This is a genomic window from Halobacterium rubrum, from assembly GCF_021729015.1.
In the GTDB taxonomy this organism is placed as follows: domain Archaea; phylum Halobacteriota; class Halobacteria; order Halobacteriales; family Halobacteriaceae; genus Halobacterium; species Halobacterium rubrum.
Genome location: NZ_JAJQQZ010000002.1, coordinates 303,896 through 321,777, shown reverse-complemented (window position 1 = coordinate 321,777; position 17,882 = coordinate 303,896). Strand labels below are relative to the sequence as shown.

The 17,882-nt window shown below is 71.6% G+C and carries 19 protein-coding genes; 7 read left to right on the top strand and 12 right to left on the bottom strand.

Features of this window, described 5'->3' with window-relative positions; all coding sequences use genetic code 11:
• Positions 1-352: 352 nt before the first annotated feature.
• The gene (locus LT971_RS09180) at positions 353-1,114 is read left to right on the top strand and encodes an HpcH/HpaI aldolase family protein (protein ID WP_237006625.1); all 762 of its coding nucleotides are present in this window, start codon (positions 353-355) and stop codon (positions 1,112-1,114) included.
• Positions 1,115-1,135: 21 nt separating this feature from the next.
• Here LT971_RS09180 and LT971_RS09175 read toward each other — a convergent pair whose 3' ends face one another.
• Positions 1,136-1,765, bottom strand: coding sequence for a DsbA family oxidoreductase (locus tag LT971_RS09175; protein WP_237006624.1), 630 nt, complete (start codon positions 1,763-1,765; stop codon positions 1,136-1,138).
• Between the two features lie 440 nt (positions 1,766-2,205).
• Between LT971_RS09175 and nucS the strand changes: the two genes are divergently transcribed.
• The gene (nucS, locus tag LT971_RS09170) at positions 2,206-2,928 is read left to right on the top strand and encodes an endonuclease NucS (protein ID WP_237006623.1); all 723 of its coding nucleotides are present in this window, start codon (positions 2,206-2,208) and stop codon (positions 2,926-2,928) included.
• Here nucS and mutS read toward each other — a convergent pair.
• Positions 2,900-5,554 (bottom strand): DNA mismatch repair protein MutS, encoded by a 2,655-nt coding sequence (mutS, locus tag LT971_RS09165; RefSeq protein WP_237006622.1) that lies wholly within the window; start codon positions 5,552-5,554, stop codon positions 2,900-2,902. The genes nucS and mutS overlap by 29 nt on opposite strands.
• Positions 5,555-5,636: 82 nt before the next feature.
• Positions 5,637-6,071, bottom strand: a complete 435-nt coding sequence (locus LT971_RS09160) for a CopD family protein (protein ID WP_237006621.1) — start codon at positions 6,069-6,071, stop codon at positions 5,637-5,639.
• A gap of 143 nt (positions 6,072-6,214) precedes the next feature.
• Between LT971_RS09160 and LT971_RS09155 the strand changes: the two genes are divergently transcribed.
• From LT971_RS09155 to LT971_RS09140, 4 genes are all read left to right on the top strand, one after another.
• Positions 6,215-7,213, top strand: a complete 999-nt coding sequence (locus LT971_RS09155; RefSeq protein WP_237006620.1) for a carbohydrate kinase family protein — start codon at positions 6,215-6,217, stop codon at positions 7,211-7,213.
• Between the two features lie 24 nt (positions 7,214-7,237).
• On the top strand, positions 7,238-8,977 hold the full coding sequence (locus tag LT971_RS09150; protein WP_237006619.1) for a MutS-related protein: 1,740 nt from the start codon (positions 7,238-7,240) through the stop codon (positions 8,975-8,977).
• Positions 8,978-9,009: 32 nt separating this feature from the next.
• A complete protein-coding gene (locus tag LT971_RS09145; protein ID WP_237006618.1) occupies positions 9,010-9,483 on the top strand; it encodes a cupin domain-containing protein in 474 nt (157 codons plus the stop codon).
• A gap of 63 nt (positions 9,484-9,546) precedes the next feature.
• On the top strand, positions 9,547-9,759 hold the full coding sequence (locus LT971_RS09140; protein ID WP_237006617.1) for a DUF6199 family natural product biosynthesis protein: 213 nt from the start codon (positions 9,547-9,549) through the stop codon (positions 9,757-9,759).
• A gap of 7 nt (positions 9,760-9,766) precedes the next feature.
• Here the strand turns inward: LT971_RS09140 and LT971_RS09135 are convergent, their stop codons facing one another.
• Positions 9,767-10,426, bottom strand: a complete 660-nt coding sequence (locus LT971_RS09135; protein ID WP_237006616.1) for a hypothetical protein — start codon at positions 10,424-10,426, stop codon at positions 9,767-9,769.
• Positions 10,427-10,516: 90 nt separating this feature from the next.
• Between LT971_RS09135 and LT971_RS09130 the strand changes: the two genes are divergently transcribed.
• Complete coding sequence (locus LT971_RS09130; RefSeq protein WP_237006615.1) at positions 10,517-11,032, top strand: DUF21 domain-containing protein; 516 nt, start codon at positions 10,517-10,519, stop codon at positions 11,030-11,032.
• A 50-nt stretch (positions 11,033-11,082) separates the two neighbouring features.
• Here the strand turns inward: LT971_RS09130 and LT971_RS09125 are convergent, their stop codons facing one another.
• The 8 genes from LT971_RS09125 to LT971_RS09090 all read right to left on the bottom strand — a co-directional run bounded on the left by LT971_RS09125 (position 11,083) and on the right by LT971_RS09090 (position 17,766).
• Positions 11,083-11,244, bottom strand: a complete 162-nt coding sequence (locus tag LT971_RS09125) for a DUF8014 family protein (RefSeq protein ID WP_237006614.1) — start codon at positions 11,242-11,244, stop codon at positions 11,083-11,085.
• A gap of 4 nt (positions 11,245-11,248) precedes the next feature.
• Entirely contained in the window at positions 11,249-11,983 is a 735-nt protein-coding gene (locus LT971_RS09120; protein ID WP_237006613.1) for a GNAT family N-acetyltransferase, read from the bottom strand.
• Positions 11,984-12,026: 43 nt separating this feature from the next.
• Positions 12,027-12,467, bottom strand: coding sequence for a DUF8055 family protein (locus tag LT971_RS09115; protein ID WP_237006612.1), 441 nt, complete (start codon positions 12,465-12,467; stop codon positions 12,027-12,029).
• Entirely contained in the window at positions 12,467-14,128 is a 1,662-nt protein-coding gene (locus LT971_RS09110) for an FAD-dependent monooxygenase (protein WP_237006611.1), read from the bottom strand. Before LT971_RS09110 ends, LT971_RS09115 begins: the two co-directional genes overlap by 1 nt.
• On the bottom strand, positions 14,121-15,833 hold the full coding sequence (locus LT971_RS09105) for an electron transfer flavoprotein subunit alpha/FixB family protein (protein WP_237006610.1): 1,713 nt from the start codon (positions 15,831-15,833) through the stop codon (positions 14,121-14,123). The genes LT971_RS09110 and LT971_RS09105 overlap by 8 nt, the downstream gene beginning before the upstream one ends.
• Positions 15,834-15,835: 2 nt before the next feature.
• A complete protein-coding gene (locus tag LT971_RS09100; protein ID WP_237006609.1) occupies positions 15,836-16,690 on the bottom strand; it encodes an electron transfer flavoprotein subunit beta/FixA family protein in 855 nt (284 codons plus the stop codon).
• A gap of 2 nt (positions 16,691-16,692) precedes the next feature.
• A complete protein-coding gene (locus LT971_RS09095) occupies positions 16,693-17,022 on the bottom strand; it encodes a 4Fe-4S dicluster domain-containing protein (RefSeq protein ID WP_237006608.1) in 330 nt (109 codons plus the stop codon).
• A gap of 156 nt (positions 17,023-17,178) precedes the next feature.
• Positions 17,179-17,766: a 50S ribosomal protein L15e gene (locus LT971_RS09090; protein ID WP_237006607.1), complete on the bottom strand. Its 588-nt coding sequence runs from the start codon at positions 17,764-17,766 to the stop codon at positions 17,179-17,181.
• Positions 17,767-17,882: the final 116 nt, after the last annotated feature.

Here is a 17,882-nt window from a genome sequence, read left to right as displayed (position 1 = left end):
CCGGGCAGGAGGGACATCGAGCAGCGCGCGAACGGAACTGCTCGGGGTACAGACCAGTTGCTGGGGGACGTAAGAATCACCAGAACACCGCACGACGCCGCTCGTATCTATCCCTTGTCGCCAGAATCACTTAAACGAGCAGTCGGTAGGCCGACACGAGCGGGCTACGGGAGACGAGGCCGGGGCTACGAGGCGAGCAGTCAGCAGAACGCCGCGTCACGTCGCTCATATCTATCCCTTGTCGCCAGAATCACTTAAAGAACTGCGGGGGTGGGTGGGTACATCCGCCGTCGCCGCCGGCGGTGCTGCCGGATGCCGAACGGCTTTGCCTCCGGGCGCGAACGCACCGAGCATGCACACTGGCTCGCTCGCAGCGGCGCTTCGGGACGGCGACGCCCCGGTCGGGGCGTGGTCGACAGTCGGCCACCCCGCCGTCGCGGAACTGCTGGCCGCCGAGGCCTTCGACTTCGTGGTGCTGGACGGCGAACACTCCGAGAACACCATCGGCGACCTCGCCGACGGCGTGCGCGCGGTCGCCGCGTCCGACGGGAACGCCGACCCCGTGGTCCGGGTCAGCGGCGCCGACGCCGCCGAGATTCGGCGCGTGCTCGACCTCGGCGTCGCCGGCGTCGTCGTACCACAGGTCGAGTCTGCGGCCGAGGCCCGCGAGGCGGTCGCCGCCACCCGCTACCCGCCAGAGGGCCGCCGCGGCGTCGCTGGTGGCCGGGCCTCGGGCTACGGCAGCGACCTCGGCGAGTACGTCGAGAGCGCGAACGACGACGTCGCGACGATTCTCCAGATAGAGACCCCGGGCGCCGTCGCCGACGCCGACGATATCGCGGCCATCGACGGCCTCGACGCCCTGTTCGTCGGTCCGGCGGACCTCTCCGCGCGCCTCGGCGCGTTCGGCGACTTCGACGCGCCCGACTTCCGAGAAGCGGTCGAAGCCGTCGTCGCTGCCGCCGACGACGAGGGCGTCCCCGTCGGCACGCTCGCCACCACTCCAGAAGAAATCACCGTCCGGCGCGACGACTGGGGGATGGACTTCGTCGTCGCCGGCACCGACGTCGGCCACCTCCGGGCCGGCGCCCGGGCATTCCTCGAAGAGACGTAACTGCGGTCGCCGCTCGTCGCCTCAGACGCCCTCGACCAGCCGCTCGAGCTGGTTCGGCGGCACCGCGCCGCGCGCGCCGTGGCCGTCGTAGACGAACGTCGGGACGCCAGTGATGCCGAACTCCCGGGCGTCCGCAAACTCGTCGCGCAGCCGGTCGCGCCACGCCTCGTCGGCGACGACGTCCCGGATCTCGTCGGCGTCCAGCCCGACGTCGTCGGCGATGTCGGCGAGCACGTCGGCGTCGCCGACGTCGCACTCGTCCTCCCAGAGCGCCGCGAAGACGGCCTCGTCGAACTCGAGCCACTGCTCGGGGTACGTCTCCTTGACGTACAGGGAGGCGACCTGCGCCTGGAAGCCGTCGACGTCGCCGACCAGGTCGGTGCTCATCTCGTCGGCGCCGTACTCCTCACGCAGCCGATCGACGTTCTCCCGCGCCTCCTCGTAGTACTCCTCGTCTTTCCCGGAGTCGACGCTCTCGTCGAGCGTGCCGTCCGGGCGTCGCTGCCGGCTGCGCAGGTCGAACGGCTGCCAGTCGATCTCGAGGTCGGCTGCCTCGTCGTCGCGCGTCTCCCGGTAGGTCTCGAGGGACTGCCGCCCGAGGTAACAGAACGGACAGACGTAGTCCGAGTAGATGGTGATGGATTCCGTCACGCAGTCCTGTACGGGAGCCCGACAAAAGAGCACGCCGCCTCCGGGGGTGTGTGCCGGCAGCGCGGCCGCCGCTGCTCGGCGTCGGGAGTTCCGCAGAAGACCGCAGGTCGCCGCTCGTATCTATCCCTTGTCGCCAGAGTCACTTAAACGGGGATCGGGTCACACGTTCGGCGCAACGGATAGGGGTGCTCCGGCGGAACTCTCTGCTGCGTGGCCGGTGGCGTCGCCCACGGGCACGACTCGTGCCACTCGTCCCGCGGGCGTTCGGCGGCGGACTCTCTCCGACGGCCTGGTGCCGGGGCCTGCACTCCGCTATCTCCCCCGCCGCCGGACCGCCACCGGCCACGAGTGATACTCGCGGCAGCCACCAGTCCCGTCGTGGCCGTGCGCCGCGAGTCCACACCCGGTCGCTTTTGCGACCCGCGAGCCAACGGACTGCCGTGACGCACTCGCTCGCCGACCCGACGCTCGCCGACGCCGAGGCCTTCGCCAGCGACGCGAACGCCGACGGCCTCGCGGTGTCGCTGGTCGGTCCCTGCGAGGCCACGTTCAGCGGGCGAGCGCACCGCGACCTCGCCGCCGGCGTCCGCCAGCTCCTCTGGAAGCCCGACGACACGCTGCTCGTGCACGGCGCCGGTGGCCGCGACCCCGACGCGTGGGCGTCCGGCGGGACGGTCACCGTCGACGCGAACGACGGCCTCGTCGTCGCCTGCGACGGCGGGAGCGCTGCCGACGCGCTCCGCGTCCGCTTCGACGCCGTGCACGCCGCGACCGCCTTCGACCCGGTCGACGCCGACGCCACCACGGTCTCGGGCACCGAAGCCGACCTGAAGGAGCGAGTGCTCGCTGACCCCGACCTGATCGAGCCCGGATTCCGGCCGCTCGCCACCGAGCGCGAGACGCCCGCCGGCCGCGTCGACGTCTACGGCCGGGACGCCGACGGCACCGTCGTCGCCGTCGAACTGAAGAACGTCCGCGCGAGTCCGTCGGCCGCCTCACAGCTCGAGCGGTACGTCACCGCGCTCCGCCGCGACCTCCACGCCGACGCCGAGGTGCGCGGGATTCTGGTCGCGCCGGCGGTCACCGAGAAGACGCGGCGGCTGCTCGCCGAGAGCGGGCTGGCGTTCTCGCAGGTCAGTCCAGCCGACGCTGCAGGTCGTTGAGGACGTTCAGCGCCTCGATTGGCGTCAGCTCCGCGACGCTCACGTCGCGCAGTTCTTCGGCGAGGGCGCCGTCATCGACGGATTCTCTGCGCTGGCTGTCGGCCTCCTCTGCGGACGCTCCGTCAGTGGCCGCCTCGCTTTCGTCATCGACGGCCGACTCCGGGGCGTCGAGGAACTCGCGGGCGCGGTCCACGACGTCGTCCGGAACGCCGGCGGTCCGCGCGACCTCCACGCCGTAGGAGGCGGTCGCGGCGCCCTCCTGAACTTCGTGCTCGAAAGTGACGCCCTCCGGTGTCCGGGTCGCGGCGAAGTGGAGGTTCACGGCGTCCGGCAGCCGGTCGGCGTCCGCCGTGAGCTCGTGGTGGTGGGTGGCGAACAGCGTCGTCGCCCCGACCTCGTCGTGGACGTACTCGGTGACGGCGCGCGCGATGGCGAGCCCGTCGGTGGTCGACGTCCCCCGGCCGACCTCGTCCAGCAAGACCAGGGAGTCCTCGGTCGCCGCGCGCAGAATCGACGCGAGTTCGGTCATCTCCACCATGAACGTCGACCGGCCGCCGGCGATGTCGTCGCTCGCACCGACGCGCGTGAACACCCTGTCGACGACCCGGAGGCGGGCGCCTGCAGCGGGAACGAAGCAGCCGGCCTGCGCGAGCACGACGACCAGCGCGACCTGCCGCATGTACGTCGACTTCCCGCTCATGTTCGGGCCGGTGACGACGGCGACGCGCCGGTCGTCGTCGAGGTCGGTCTCGTTCGGCACGAACCCGGGTTCGGTGCGCTCCACGACCGGGTGCCGTCCGCCCTCGACGTGGATGCCGTCGGCGCCCATCTCGGGGCGAGCGTAGTCGTGGGCGGCCGCGACCGTGGCGAACGACGCGAGCGCGTCCAGCGCGGCGAGCGCCGACGCGACGGCCTGCATCCGCTCGGCCTCGGCCGCCACCCGGTCCCGGACCTCGACGAACAGGTCGTACTCGAGGTCCTGGGCGCGCTGCTCGGCGCGCACGATCTCCTCCTCGCGGTCTTTCAGTTCGGGCGTGACGTAGCGCTCGGCGTTCTTCAGGGTCTGCCGGCGCTGGTAGTCGTCGGGGACGGCGTCGACGTTCGCCTTCGTCACCTCGATGTAGTAGCCGTGGACGGCGTTCTGGCCGACCTTCAGCGAGTCGACGCCCGTTCGCTCGCGCTCGCTGGCCTCGAGGTCGTCGACCCACTGCTTGCCCGCGCGCTCGGTCGCCCGCAGGTCGTCGAGGTCGTCGTCGTAGCCGTCCCGGATGACGCCGCCATCGGTGAGTTCCTGCGGCGGGTCGGGGACGATGGCGCGGTCCAGCAGGTCCCGGATCTCCGGCAGGTCGTCCAGTTCCGCCCGGAGGTCCCGCAGCTTCTCGCAGTCGGCGTCCGCTAGCAGGCCACGGACTTCGGGTACGACGTCGAGGGTGTCCTTCAGCGACCGCAGGTCGCGGGCGTTCGCTCGGCCGCGAGACACCCGGGAGACCAGCCGCTCGATGTCGTAGACGTCCCGGAGGTGCTCGTGGAGCTCCTCCCGCGTGAGCGGGTCGCCGACGAGTTCTCCGACGGCGTCGTGGCGCGCCTCGATGGCCTCCGGGTCGACGAGCGGCCGGCGCAGCCAGTCCGTGAGCTCGCGGCGACCCAGCGCACACGCCGTCTCGTCGACTACGTCCACGAGCGCGGTGCCGTTCGCGCCGTGGACGCTGCGCTGCTCGAACAGCTCGAGGCTGCGCAGCGCGACGGCGTCCATCTGGAGGTACTCGCGGGGGTCGTAGCGCGTGACGTGGTTCAGGTACTCCAGGCGCTGGTGGCCTTCTCCGCCTCGCGTGTACTCGGCGTACGACAGCAGCGCGCCGCAGGCCCGCACCTCGGCGTCGGCGGCCAGCGCGTCCACGCTCCCGAAGTAGGAGGCGACCCGCTCCCGGGCGCTGGCGTGCTCGAAGGCGGTGTCGTCGTACTCGGCGACGAACGCCTCGTCCTCGAAGCGGTCGGGTGCGACCCCGGGCCCGACGACGAGTTCGGCGGGCGCGAACCGGCCGAGTTCGTCCCGCACCCGGGTCTCGTCGTCGAGGCTCGTCGCGTAGCAGTCGCCCGTCGAGACGTCCAGCAGCGCCAGCCCGAAGCCGCCGCCGGTGTACTCGCGGCTATCACCGCTCGTTCGTCCGGTGGAGCGTCGCTCCACCTGGTCACTGGCGAGCGCCGCCACGAAGTTGTTGTCCGCGCCCGCGAGCAGTTCGTCCTCCGTGATGGTGCCCGGGGTGACGACGCGCGTCACCGCCCGGTCGACCACGCCGCTGACCTCGTCGGGGTCCTCGACCTGGTCGGCGACGGCCACCCGGTAGCCGGCGTCCAGCAGGTCCTCGATGTACGGCTCGGCGTTGTCGATGGGGACGCCTGCCATCGGGTAGCGGCCCGTCGAGTCCTCGCGGGCGGTCAGCGTCACCTCGCAGATGCGGGCCGCCGCCTCGGCGGCCTCGCAGAACAGTTCGTAGAAGTCTCCCACCTGGAAGAGCACGAGGGCGTCGTCGTAGCGCCGCGTGAGCTCGAAGTACTGGCTCATCATCGGCGTCAGGTCGCCCTCGCTGTCGGCCATCGCGTCCGGGGGGCCGAGCGCCGCGTCCATGCCCGAGACGCAGGACGCCGACGCTGTTATGCCCACCGATTGGCGGGACGGCGCCGACTCACTGCGGTGCCAGCCGCCGGTCTCAGAGCAGGCCCGCGAGCACGAGCAGCGCCACGCTCACGACGCTGGCGGCGCCGAACCACGGCGTCGCGTCGTCGGCGGCCGCGGCCACGTCGACGCCGTCGGCGGTGAGCCGGCTCGTCGCAACGTGCGCGAGTCCCGCCAGCACCAGCCAGAGGCCGGTCATCCCGAGCACGAGGTGGCCCCGCGAGGACTCCGCCAGCACCTCGAACGTGTAGAGGGTCCCGGCGAGGTGGCCGCCGGACAGCAGCATGACGACGACGCTCGCGACGCTGAGTTTCGTGAAGCGGTCGGCGATCCACTCGACGGGCGCGGCGTCGAGGACCCCGCGGCGGGCTGCGGGCACGACGAACAGCGCGACGGCGAGCGTGCTCCCGGTCCACGCCGCGCCGAACACCGCGTGGACGACGCGAGCGGCAGTGATGTCGAAGCTCATCGGCCCCCACTTCGGAGACGACCCGAAATAACGCGTCGATGTGCGGCGGGCCCGACGGTCCGCACGCTTCCCGCGCCCCCTCGTACGCTGCTCCGGCTCGCCCGCCGGAGACTACTAAGTGCCCGCGGGCCGTCGACAGCGGCGTGCACACGCCAGAAGTGCTGGTCGCCGGCGAGACGCTGGTCGACCTCGTGCCGGCGGGGTCGGGGAGCCTCGCCACCGTCTCCGGGTTCGCGCACCGGCCCGGCGGCGCCCCCGCGAACCTCGCGTCCGGACTCCCCGCAGTCGGCCACTCGCCGCCGGCGCTCTGGACGCGCCTCGGCGACGACCCGTTCGGCGACTTCCTCCAGTCGGCACTGGCCGACCACGGACTGGACGGCGAGTTCGTGGAGCGGGGCGACGCGCCGACCGCGCTCGCGGTCGTCGCGCCGACCGAGGACGACGGCCCCCGGTTCTCGTTCTACGAGCGGGGCACTACGACCCTCGCCTTCGACCCCGAGCGGGTCCCGGACCCCGCCCGCTTCGAGTGCGTCCACGTCAGCGGCGTCCCTCTCGCCCATCCCGAGGGCCGACGGGCGATGCTCGCGCTCGCCGAGCGCGCCAGCGACGCCGGCTGTCTGGTGTCCGTCGACCCGAACTACCGGCCCGAGCTCTGGCGACGGCCCGACGACGCGGGTGACGCGCTCGGCCGGCTCTGCTCGCACGCCGACCTGCTGTGCTGTTCGGCCGCCGACCTCGCGCCGTTCGGCCTCGAATCGCTCGCCCGGGACGACCCCGAGGCCGCAGCCAGCGCGTTCCTCGACGCCGGTCCCGGCAGCGTGGACGCCGGCCCGGATACGGTCTTCCTCACCCGGGGCGCCGGCGGCGCGACCGTCGCCAGCGACGCCACCGGGGCGGACGAGCGCGTCACGCACTCGCTGCCAGCCTTCGACGTCGACGCGGTGGACGCGACCGGTGCCGGGGACGCCTTCTGTGCGGGCGTGCTCGCCGAGTTCGCCCCCGGGCTGTCGGCCGGCCGCCTCCGGGACGTGCTCGCGTTCGCCTCGGCGGCGGGCGCGCTCGCGACCACCCAGCGCGGTGGCTTCGGTGCACTGCCCGGCGAGGCGGCGGTCCGGCGGCTCGCGGAGACCACTAACGCTTAGTCCCGGGGCGACGCAGCCCGCCGTATGCGACTCGAAGCGTACTGGGGGGTCGGCCCGAAGACGGCCGAGCGTCTGGAGACCGAGCTGGGGACCGCCGACGCCGTCGACGCCATCGAGTCGGCCGACGTTCGCGCGCTCGTCGACGCGGGGCTGTCCCGCGGCCGGGCGACGCGCATCCTGCGGCGCGCGAACGGCGGCGCGGGGCTGGACGCGCTGGCGACCGACGACGCCCGCGAGGTGTACAAGGACCTCGTCGCGCTCGCGGCCGAGCACGCGGTCACGCCACACGCCGGCGACCGCATCCGGGTGCTCACGCCGCTCACCGACCGCGACGAGATGCGGGCGCGACTCGACGACGTCGAGGCCGCCCGGGAGACGTGGCGCGGCCTCAACGCCGACACCCGGACGGCGGTGCTCTCGGTGTTCGACGAGCACGCCGGCGACAGCCGCCGGGCGGCAGTCCGGACCGCGCTCGCGCTGCTGGACGAGGGCGCCACCGACGGCGTGTTCGCCGAACTCGCGGCCCTCGACAGGGACGCCCTCGACGCGGCCGCCGACGCGCTCCAGTACCTCGACGACGACGGTGGTGGTGTCCGCGAGGGCGCGGACGCGAAACTCGACCGGCTGCGGGAGCGCGCGGCGACGCTGTCGGCGCTCGAACGCGACACGTTCGACGTGCTCGAAGCCGTGCGGTCGGAGGGCGTCGAGGGCACCGAGGCGTTCCGGGAGGCGTTCGTGCAGTACGTCGCCAGCGAGGCCGACGTGGAGCCCCGACTCGTCCGCGACGCGATGGCGCCCGAGGCCGCCGACGCCGCCGACTTCGTGAGCACGACGCTCCGGGACCTCGCCGGCGACGTCCGGGAGCGCGCCGAGGACCGCGAGCGCGACGTGGTCGCCGACCTCCGCGGCGAACTCTCGGCCGCCCGCGACGAGGTCGAGGCCGCCGTCGACACCGTCAGCGACCTCGCCTTCCACCTCTCGCTGGCCCGGTTCGCCGAGGCCCACGACCTCACCCGCCCCGCGTTCGTCGACGGGGACGCGCTCGCTGTCGAGGACGCCCGGAACGTCGCGCTGGCGGCCGACGGCGAAGACGTCCAGCCGGTCACGTACGCCGTGGGCGACCACGAACTCCCGGGAGCGCCCTCGGGCGACCGGGTGACGGTCCTCACGGGCGCGAACTCCGGCGGGAAGACGACGCTGCTGGAGACGCTGTGTCAGGTCGCGCTGCTCGCCCGCATGGGGCTGCCGGTGCCCGCCGAGCGCGCCGCGGTCGGCGTCATCGACTCGGTGGTGTTCCACCGTCGCCACGCCTCGTTCAACGCCGGCGTGCTGGAAGCCACGCTGAACTCCGTCGTGCCGCCGCTGTCCACCGGCGAGCGCACCCTGATGCTCGTCGACGAGTTCGAGGCCATCACCGAACCGGGCAGCGCTGCCGACCTCCTCCACGGTCTCGTCACGCTCACCGTCGACGAGGACGCCCTCGGCGTGTTCGTCACGCACCTCGCCGACGACCTCGAACCGCTGCCCGAGGCCGCCCGCACCGACGGCATCTTCGCCGAGGGCCTGGACAGCGACCTCGACCTGCTCGTCGACTACCAGCCGCGCTTCGACACGGTCGGGAAGTCCACGCCTGAGTTCATCGTCTCCCGGCTCGTCGCGGACGCCGACGACCGGGCGGAGCGAGCCGGCTTCCGCACCCTCGCGGCCGCCGTCGGCGAGGAGGCCGTCCAGCGCACGCTCGCCGACGCCGAGTGGTCGGAGTAACGCTTTCCCCGCCGGCCGGTGTCTCCCCGGTCGTGCCACTCGTTCACGAAACTGAGTTGGACTGGGCCGAGACCGACGAGGGCGACGCCCGCTTCCGCCGCAAGCAACTCGGCGAGGCCGCCGGCGGCGACGCCCTCGGCGCCAGCCTCTACGAGCTCCCGGCCGGCGAGCAGTCCTGGCCGTACCACTACCACACCGGCAACGAGGAAGCCATCCACGTGCTCGCCGGCGAGGGCCTGCTGGTCCTCGACGGCGACGAGCACGCCGTCGAGGCCGGCCACTTCGCCGTCTTCCCGCCCGACGAGTCCGGCGGCCACCGCGTCGTCAACGACGGCGACGAGCCGCTGCGATACCTCGCCGTCTCCACGATGAACGACCCGGACGTCACCGTCTACCCCGAGATGGACAAGGTCGGCGTGTTCGCGGGGTCGCCGCCCGGCGGCCGCGGCGAGCGCACCGTCCACGGCTACTTCGACCGCGACGACACCGTCGACTACTGGGACTGACCCGGGCCGGCCCAGTCGTGGTTGGCGAAAACGCTTTTCCGCGCGCTGACCGACGCTCCGGGCATGCCGAGCCCCGCAGCGATACCCCTCCTCCTCGTCGGCGCAGCAGCCGCAGTCTGGCCCCGGCAGCTCTCCCTCTGGCAGGAACGCTGGGACAGCATCGGCAGCACGCAGAACTGGAGCGACGTCGAACCCGCCGAGTGGCGGGTGACTCTCACCCGGGCCGGCGGCGTGCTCGCGATGCTCGGCGGCGTCGCTGCATACGCGTTCCTCTGAGACCTGCTCAGACCCGGCCGGCGAGCGGTCCAGCGTCCCCGTACGCCGCCTGCCAGTACCAGATGAGCGGGACGCCGACCGCCGTCGGCGCCAGCCACGCCACCACCGACGGCACCGGACCGGCGTTCACGACGGCGACGGCGGTCACCGTCGCGACGTAGCCGGCGACCATCCGGGAGAGGTGGTCGACCAGCCACAGACGGTCGGCGCCCGCCCGGAACGCCCGGAGGTCGGCCGCGCCGACGAGCGCGCCGATGGTTCCGAACACCGCCATCACGACGCCGAACGGGTCGCCGCCGGCGAGCAGCCCGGCGCCCCAGCCGCCGAGCGCCAGCGACGCCGCGACGGCGACGACGGCCCCGCCCCAGTCGACCGCCTCCGGGGCGTCTCCGGGGCGCTTCCGGGCGAGCGCGCGGTACCCGGACAGCACGAAGTACCCGCTGAACACCGCCACGAGCAACAGGAACGTCCGGAAGGTCGTCGGGTCGACGGCGAACAGCGGGACCACCGTCGCCACGACGACGGCCATCGACCCGACGTAGACGCGCCCCGCCCGAACGTGGCGCTGTCCGCCCTTCTCCGTGGCGAGCGCGAGGCCGCCCGCGACGAGCGCGAGTGCGCCGGCCGCGACGTGCACCCAGAGCGCGACCCCCTCGACGGTCTCCATGCGGACAGGACGCGTCGTCCGCGGCAAAAGTGTTCGTGCCGGCGCCGCGCCGACCCACGGCTTTTGTGACTGCCCGCCGTCGCCGCTCACATGGTCGAAACGGCCGTCATCACGTCGCTCGTCGTCGTCGCCGCCCTGCTGGCGGTGTCGGCGTTCTTCTCCAGCACGGAGATCGCGCTGTTCTCGCTGTCCGACGACCGCATCGCCGAACTCGCGGCCGACGACGTCCGGGGTGAGGACCTCGTGGACCTCCGGGAGGACCCACACCGGCTGCTCGTGACGATTCTGGTCGGGAACAACGTCGTGAACATCGCGATATCGAGCATCCTCACGGTGCTGCTGGTGGCGTACCTGCCGCCGGAGCTCGCTGTCGCCGGGACGACGCTGGCGGCGACGACGCTCGTGCTCGTCGGCGGCGAGATTCTCCCGAAGTCCTGGGGGCTGGCGAACGCCGACTCGTGGGCGCTCCGCGTCGCGAAGCCGATGCGGTACGTCGGCCTGGTGCTGTGGCCGCTGGTCGTCGTCTTCGACGTGCTCACGCGCGGTGTCTCCGACGCGACCGGCGGCGACCCCGGCATCGAGCGGGAACTGCTCGACGACGAGTGACAGCTGGCCCGGAGCCTCAACTGGCGCGTCTCCAGCCGAAATCCAGCGCCCTACGGCCACTCGGCGTCCGCGTCCTCGATGGGCGCCGCGACCACGCCCGGCTGCTGGGCGAGGCTGCGGCCGTGCGGCAGGCAGACGTCGCGGTCCCGCCCCCGGGGGTCGTGGACGCGGACGGCCGCCGGCCGGTCGCAGCCGTCCTCCGCGCACTGCATCCGCTCAGAGCCGGCGGGCCATCATCACCTCGTCGACGTAGTCGTCGCCGAGGCGGTAGTGGTCCGCGCGCCGCGCCTCGATCTCCCAGCCGCGGTCCTCGAGGAACTCGATGGCCGCGTCGTTGGTCGACGGCGCGCTGTTGTACAGCTTCTCGTAGCCCCGGCTCGCCGCCCACTCGAGGCCGCGCTCGAGGAGGTGGCTGCCGATGCCGTGCCCGCGGTACGTCTCGATGACGCCGACGGTGAGCTTCGCGGTGTGTGAGAGTTTCTCCAGTTCGGAGCCCGCGAGGTGCACCCAGCCGACCACGTCGTCGCCGACGGTGGCGACGAAGAACATGCGTTCCTCGACCTCGTTGTGTCGCAGCAGGACGTCCTCGTGGTCGACGACGTCCGCGACGGATTCGGCCTCGATGTAACTGCCCTCGTCGGCGACCTGCCGGATGGCGCCGACCAGTCCGGCGAGGTCGGCCTGCCGGGCCGGCCGCACGACGAACTCCACGTCGTTCGCGCGGTGTTCCTCCGCCGCGGTGTCGTCGAACGCGATGGCGATTGTGCCGTCCTCGACGGTGAGGTAGCCGTCGCGCCGGAGGATGGCGACGTGGTGGCGGATGCCCCGCGGGTCCAGGCGGAGGCCGGACTCGAGGTCGTCGAACGAGCACTCGCCGTGGCGCTCCACGTAGTTGTACAGTCGTTCCCGGTCCTCGTGCCCGAAGTCCAGCCGACGCTCCTGATTCTTCATAATCGACCGTACAGAATCCGAGTATTTAGTCTTTTGTCACGTGTTACCGTGCCCCGCTGTCGTCGTCCGGGACGCGCGTCAGCACCGCCGCGACGTCGGCGACGTTCCGCGTGTCCACCAGCAGCTCCGCGGCCTGCCGGATCGAGACGTCGACGTCGCGCTCGACCCCGTAGCAGCGCGCGTACAGCGCCAGCCACGTGCAGACGGCGTCCTCCAGCAGCGACACCTCCACCTCGCTGAACGCCGCCAGACTCCCGCCAGTCCGTCCCTCCACGTAGACGGAGATGGCGGGGCCGACGCCCTCCCGGAGGTACGTCATCGCGCGCTCCTCGTCAGGCGGGTCCGCCGGCGGGTCGAAACACTCCCGGTCGCGCCGCGCGCGCGACGCCAGCCGCCGCACGCGCTCCCAGTGCGCCGACCGGTCGGCCGACTCCGGGTCCGTCTTCCCGGCCGGCTCGCCGCTGCGCTCCGGGTCTGCGGTCATCAGCCCTCCCTGAACTCCACGCCCTTCCCGCCTCGGGGGTGCTCCCAGTCGGTCTCCGCGACGACCGCACACGTTCCACACTCCACGCAGGGCTGCGTGTCGAGGCTCACGACGCGCTCCTCGTCGCCGTTAGACTGGACGGTCTCCGAGCGGTAGCAGCCGCCGCCGAAGCCCTCGGCGCTCACCGGACACGCCGTCACCGCCGTGCCGCTGGCCTCGTACGACTCGTCGACCACCTCGATGTGGGGGTTGCCGATGTCCGTGTCGTAGGTCAGGTCGCCGATGCGGTCGGCCAGACTCGGCGGCTCCACGTCCGACTCGCCCTCGATCCGCTCGCCGAGCTCTTCGGCGAGGACTCGCGGAATCGTCACGTAGGAGGTTTTCGTGTCGGGAATCGTCCCGAGTACGAACGGCGAGTTGAACAGCCGCTGGACGGTCCCCTCCAGCGCGCGCAGCCCGACCCGGCCGAGCGGCGAGTCCACGACGGCGTCGGTCAGCCGCTCGACGGCGTCGTGCTCGGTGACGGCGCTGGACGCCCGGTAGCGCGTCGGCCGGAGGTCGTCCATCACGCCCTCTCTGTGGAGCTTCTGCTCGTAGAGCTCCCCGGCGGTCACGTTCCCGCGCGTGCGGGACTCCACGAACGCCTCGGCGGCCAGCCCGCCGGCGGACACGGCGTGGTTCATGCCCTTGATGATGGGGCCCTGCGCCTGCATCTGGCCGGCGGCGTCCCCCACCAGCAACAGCCGGTCCTCGTGGGGCGACGGGTGGGCGGCGCGCTTCGAGTCCGGCACGAGCTTCGCCGAGTACTCCACCTCGTCGTCGTCGCCGTCGACCCACTGCGCCAGCAGCGGGTGCGTCAGCAGGCTGTCCAGCAGCTCGTGGGGCTCGGCGCGCTCCTCGGCCAGCGAGTCCAGATGGAACACCGTGCCGATGGAGAGCGTGTCCTCGTTCGTGTAGAGGAAGCCGCCGCCGCGCACGCCGTCGAAGAGGTCGCCGGCGAACAGGTGCGACGCTCCTTTCCCCTCGGGGACGTCGAAGCGCTCCTCGATTGCGCCGTCGGGGAGGTCGACGACGGCCTTCACGCCCTGGAAGTACTCGTCGGGCTCCGCGTAGTCCATCAGGCCGGCGTCCCGCGCCAGCTCCGAGTTCACGCCGTCGGCCGCGACGACGACGTCCGCACGGATGGGGTCGAGCTCGTCACACGTGACCCCGACAATCTCCCCGTTCTCTCTGAGGAGGCCGTTCGCGCGCACCTCGGTGAGGAGGCCGCCGCCGGTCTCCCGGGTCAGCTCGTGGACGCGCTCGGCGAGCCACGAGTCCATCCGCCGGCGCAACACCGAGTCACACCACGCCGTCCCCTCGTGGTGGACGCGGTCGAGGTCGATGGTGTGAACCTTGTCGCCGGCGACGTTGTGGATGTACGACTCCGTGACCGGCCGCTCGGACGCAGCGTCCCGGAACTCGGGGAAGAGGTCGCCGATGGTGTAGGGCGCGTCCTCCTCGGCGAACAGCAGGCCGCCGCTGACGTTCTTCGACCCGGCGTCGACGCCGCGCTCGAGGACGAGCGTCTCCACGTCGTTGGCCGCCAGCGTCGCCGCCGCCGCCGCACCGCCCGGGCCCGCGCCGACGACGACCGCCTCGTAGTGCTCGTGCTCAGTCATCGTCACCACCTCCGGTGGCCAGCGCCGCCTCGTCCAGCTCCCCGGACTCCAGCGCGTCGACCAGCGCCGGCAACACCTCGAAGAGGTCGCCCTCGACGTAGTAGTCCGAGAAGTCCCGGATGTCGGCGTCGGGGTCCGTGTTCACGGCGACGATGGTGTCGGCCTCGTCGACGCCGACCTTGTGCTGGATGGCGCCGCTGATGCCCGCCGCGACGTACAGCTTCGGCTCCACGACCTGCCCGGTCTCGCCGATCTGGCGCTCCTCGCGGGCGTACTGTTCGACGTGCCCCTCGAAGTCGTACGAGGACGTGACGATGCCCCGGGTGATGCCGAGCGCGGCGTCCTCGAAGGCGTCCGCCAGTTCGAGGCCGAGCTCCATCCCCGCTGTCGGGTCGTCGCCGATGCCGCGCCCGAGCCCGACCACGACGTCGTGGCCGGTGAGGTCCACGCCAGAGTCGAGTTCGTCGTGCTCCGTGACGTCGACCCGAAACCAGTCCTCGGGCAGCGCGAAGTCGTACTCGTAGGCCTCGCCCTCCCGGGCGGGGTCGGGGTCCGGCGCCTCGAAGCTCCCCGGGATGACCGACGCGCCCTGCGGGTGGAACTCCCGCGTGGGGTTGTCCAGACAGAGGATGGTCGAGTACTCGAACCCCGAGAAGTCCGGGCGCTTCATGTGGAGGACGGCCTCGAACTCGCGTTTGTCGCCCTCCCGGCCGGTCTTCGCTGGGTTCGAGATGACGGTGTCCTCGATGTACAGCCCCGAGCAGTCCGACGCCAGCCCGGAGTCGAGTTCGCCCTGCACGAGCGCCGAGAGGTCCCGGCCGTCGTCCGTCGCCGGGAACAACACGTACCGGGGCTCGTCGTAGTCCCGCCACGACGAATCCCCGGCGTCGGGCTCCTCGTCCAGAGCGAGGCCGGTCTCACCGGCCTCGTCGTTTCTCGGGCGGCTTTGCCGCCCGAGCGCACCGCCCGCCCGGGCCATCCCCGCGAACAGCTCCGTGTACGGCTTGTGCCGGAACCGCGCGAGTTCGGGGTCGTCCTGGTAGACGACGACGTCGGCGCCCAGCTCGACCACCTCGTCGGTGAGGTCCGCGACGCCGTCCCCGAGCAGCACGGCGACGACGCGCTCGTCCCGTCCGTACTCGTCGTTGTAGCCGTCCATCAGCCGGCGGGCCTTCCCGAGCATCTCACGGGAGACGTCCAGCAGTTCGCCGTCGGTCGTCTCGCAGTACACCCACATGTCGCGGTACGTGCCGTCCTCAAGGTCCTCGACGTACTGCTTGTCGGCGGTCGGGTGGTCGAGGTCGGGGTGGCGCTCCTCGGGCGGCGCCCGGTCGACGACCGTCTCCTCGTCGCTGCCCTGGATTGAGTCGACGCGCTTGTCGATGAGGCGGAGGACGTTGTCCCGACTCCCGGCCGCCTCCTCCATGTCGCGAATCTCTTTGAGACGGTCGACGCTGTCGACGTCCTGGAGCGCGTTCGCGATGTCGGCGGGGCTCATCTCCGTCGGGTCGAAGTCGCCGTCGCCGCCGTCCTCGCCGTCCTCGCGGAACTTCTCGATGCGGGACTCGACGAGCTGTTTCGCACCGACCCGGTTCTCGCCGGCCTTCTCCGCCTCGAGGATGTCCTCGAGTTCGTCGACGTCCTCGACGTCCTGAATCGCGGGGCCGAGCTCCGAGATGTCGTACTCGCCTGGGTCAAGCGCCATCGCTAGTCACCCCCCGCGAACCGCGACATCTCGTCGACGACCCCCGCCATCTCCTCCGGGTCCGACGGGTCGACCATCGTGGCGTCGCGCTCGGCTGGCGCCTTCGGAATCGGGTCGACGCCCGAGACGATGGTCGGCGAGCCGTCCAGCCCGATGAAGTCGGGGTCGAGGTTCAGGTCGCTGTGGTCCCAGACGGTCATGTGGTCCTCGTGCTCCCCGGCGCGCTGCCGGGTCTCCTCCCGGAGGTCCTTGTGTGTCAGGCGGTGTTCGGCGCGCCGGTACGACGGCTCGAACTCGGGGTCGGTGACGACGAACGCCGGCAGCGGCGCCTCCACGGTCTCGATCTCGTCGGCGTCGCCTTCGACGAGGCGCTTGGCGCGCAGCGTCCCCGCCTCGGTGTCGACGTCGAGCGCGACGACGTGCGTGACCAGCGGCCAGTCCAGACACCACGCTGTCTGCGGGCCGGTGTGGCCGGTCTCCCCGTCGGCGGTCTTGAACCCCGCGAACACGAGGTCCGGCTCCTCGTCCATGTTCTGGATGCCCGTCGCGACGGTGATGGCGGTCGCCCACGTGTCCGCGGCCGCCATCTCGCGGTCCGACAGCAGGTAGAGGTCGTCGGCGTACACCGACTCCATCGCCTCCCGGAGCACGTCGCCGTACCCCGGCGGCCCCATGCTCATCACGCTCGCCGTGCCGCCGTTCCGTACTTTCGCCTGGAGAGACGCGCGCAGCGCCGGCTCGTCGTTCGGGTTCATCACGGTCGGCGTGTCCCCGCGCTCGAGGTGGCCGTCCTCGTCGAAGGACACCTGTCCCTCCCGGAAGTCCGGGACGCCCTTGGTGAGGGTGACGGTCCGCATCGTCACGCCCTCCCCGCCCGGCCGGCGTCAACGTCGATGGCGTCGACCGGACAGACGTCCACGCAGAGCATGCAGTCGATGCACTGGCTCTCGTTGGCCGGGTCGGCTTTCAGTTCGGACTCCGGGTGGTCGGGGGTGTCGACCCACTCGAAGACGTCGACGGGACAGTCCTCCACGCAGGCGCCGTCGCCGATGCAGATGTCGAAGTCGACCGCGACGTGGGTGCCGTGGATGCCCAGCTTCTCGGGCTCCTCTACCGGCCCCCAGACGTCGTGGCCCTGGTGTGTGTCCACTCGCTCCCGGTTCTCCTCGAAGCTGGAATCTATGGCCATTGTCAGCTACCAACACGGTTCTCGCCCGCCCACAAAACTGTGCGGGTCGTTAATTATATACTAGCGGCAACCAGAAGCCGGCGCCGGCACTCCTGACCGGTCACCCGACGCCAGCGCGACCGCTACTCGACGCGCAAAAACGGGGAGAACGTGATGCTACTTCTTCCGCTTGCCGCTGGACTGGGACGGACGGTCCTTCTCCGTGCCCTTCCCGCGGTTCTGCAGGCCACGGCCGCGGCGACCCGCGCTCGTCTTCCCGCGGAACGCGCGGTTCTTGTGGCTGTCGTCGCAGATCCAGTTCAGGTCGTCGTCGTTCTCGATTGCGCCGTGCTCGGGGTCCAGCAGAATCACTTCGAACCACTTCTGCGAGCCGTCCTCACCCACCCAGTAGGAGTTCAGGGTGCGGAGGTTCACGTACTTCCGGCTCGCGCGCTCCTCGGCGATGCGCTGGAGGTTCTTCGCGCGACCGATGCGGTTGACGCCCTGGCGCTTCGTCCGGCGGCCCGCCTTGAAACGGGACTTCCGGGCGGTACCCTTCCGGACACTGACGCGCACGACGACGACGCCCTGCTTGGCCTTGTAGCCCAGCTCGCGGGCCTTGTCCAGCCGAGTCGGGTGGTCGACGCGCTCGATGGCGCCCTGTTTCCGCCAGTCCTGCTTGCGCTGCCACTGCAGCTCGGCGAGCTTCCCGTCGTCCGGGTCCCGCCAGGCTTCCTTGATGTGGGAGTAGAAGCTTCGTGCCATAGTTTGTCCGCGGGCGTTGCGTGGTTCAATTCTCGGTCGCCCGAGAATCACATCCCGTCCTGAGTGCTCAGGAGCCCACTGGAGCCCGCCGCCAGCGAGTTATCCACTGCTACTCC